At 44.4% G+C, this 1,702-nt stretch carries 2 protein-coding genes; both read right to left on the bottom strand.

The window, feature by feature from the left end:
• Window positions 1-54 precede the first annotated feature (54 nt).
• On the bottom strand, window positions 55-951 hold the full coding sequence (locus tag FFM82_RS13385; RefSeq protein ID WP_137646243.1) for an IS3 family transposase: 897 nt from the start codon (window positions 949-951) through the stop codon (window positions 55-57).
• Complete coding sequence (locus tag FFM82_RS13380) at window positions 948-1,631, bottom strand: helix-turn-helix domain-containing protein (protein ID WP_137646242.1); 684 nt, start codon at window positions 1,629-1,631, stop codon at window positions 948-950. Before FFM82_RS13380 ends, FFM82_RS13385 begins: the two co-directional genes overlap by 4 nt.
• Between the last annotated feature and the right edge of the window lie 71 nt (window positions 1,632-1,702).

Below are 1,702 nucleotides of genomic sequence, written 5' to 3'. Positions count from 1 at the left end.
TGTACTAGTCCCTGTCAAGTTGACAGGTGAAATAATATAATTCTCGGACGTAACTTAAGCGGCTTTATCGCGATATTCTTTCGCGGTGGAGCCGTTTCTTTGTATCGTACGGTCAATGTAATTAAAATAGTGAATTCCGGTTTCAATTAATTCGACGAGTTCCTGGCGAGTTTTGGGCGTTGGCTGGCTATCCAACCAGTTCAACTTAAATTCGTTCCACCAACGTTCCATTGGTGCGTTGTCGTACGGTGTTCCCGGTCGCGACATACTCCTAGTGACCTGGTGCTGGTCCATAAAGTGATTAAATGCCTTGGAAGTAAAGGCTGCCCCGCGGTCTGTATGCACCATGGGATGGACGTCACCGGCACTTTGAAAGGCTTGCTCAAAGGTTTGAATAATCGCTTCACTGGTCTCAGTCGGGCTCAAATTGTACGCTAAAAGAAAACGGCCATGTAAATCGAGGACGCCGGAAAACCGCAACTTATATTCACCCTTAACGCCGTAACGAACTTCAGTTGAATCGGCTAACCACACTTGGTTAGGTTCAGTAACTTGATCAAATTGTTGGTTTAAAAGATTGTCTCGTAATTCTTGCTCTGCCTGTTTGGTGCGCCGACGTTTCTTAACGCGACTCTGACACTTTAAGTGCAGGGCGCTCATTAACCGTTTGACCCGTTTGAAAGGTACCTCAAAGTCAATTTCGACATCATGGTTTAGATAAATAGTCATTTTGCCGGCACCGATGCGTTGGCGGTGTTGATCAAAATACCAAGTGATTTTCGCTTTTAGTTGTTCTTCCTGCTGTTCCCAATCCGTGACTTGATGATGACGCCACTGATGAAAGGCCTGACGCGAAAGCCCTAATTCACGTAGGAGAAAAGCTTGCGCGCCGTGATGATCGACACTGAGGGTTTCGATGGCCTGATAAGCTAGTTTATGTTGGGCATTCACTCCTTGTTCTGTAGTTCCTGAAATTTTTTTACGAACTTTTCGAGGACCCCCTGTTCTTTCAACTTAGTTCTAAGTTGCCGGTTCTCAAGTTTTAACCGTTCCAGTTCGGTCATTTCTTCGCGCGGTTTAGTGCGTCCACGGCGGTCTTTAAGAGCTGGATAACCGTTTTGTTCCGCTTTTAGTACCCAGGAACGTGCTTGTTGATAAGAGACATTAAAGTGCTCAGCTGCTTGTGAATAGGAATGCCCGCCTACCGTGACATATTCGACAATTTCGATGCGTTCTTCAAAGGTTGTTTTACGCCCCATGATCCGGACCTGCTTTCTCAACGGCATTGCCGTTACTGAATTATTGGTCCTATTATACTGAAATTTTTTGATCCAGTCTCGCAGTGAAGACTTAGTTCTAATGCCGAATCTAGTTCGAATAGTCTCTAAACTACCTTCTTGATTTAGATAAGCCATTACTGCCTGTTGTTTGAGTTCGGGGCTGTATCGAGTCCAATGATTTTGCTCCTTAAGTCCTTCTAAGCCGTCCAGTGCATAAAACTCTTGCCAGTACCCAAAGGTTTTTCGGTCAACGTTGTGTAGCTTAAGATAGGCTTTTTTCGTTAGATTGGTTTCTGATAGTCCATTGATAATTGTCAGCTTTTCTTCGGCCGTGAATTTGCTTCTAGGCATAGTAAAATCCCCTTAGAGTTGATAGACGAAATTATAGTTTTTCATCTGTCAACCTTAAGGGGACTATAGCA

The sequence above is a fragment of the Lactiplantibacillus plajomi genome (genome assembly GCF_005405405.1).
In the GTDB taxonomy this organism is placed as follows: Bacteria; Bacillota; Bacilli; order Lactobacillales; family Lactobacillaceae; genus Lactiplantibacillus; species Lactiplantibacillus plajomi.
This window is presented reverse-complemented; position numbering and strand designations above follow the sequence as displayed.

Excerpts from the sequence above, each read along its gene's own strand:
- FFM82_RS13380 (WP_137646242.1), bottom strand. The coding sequence starts at position 1,631 with ATGCCTAGAAGCAAATTCACGGCCGAAGAAAAGCTGACAATTATCAAT.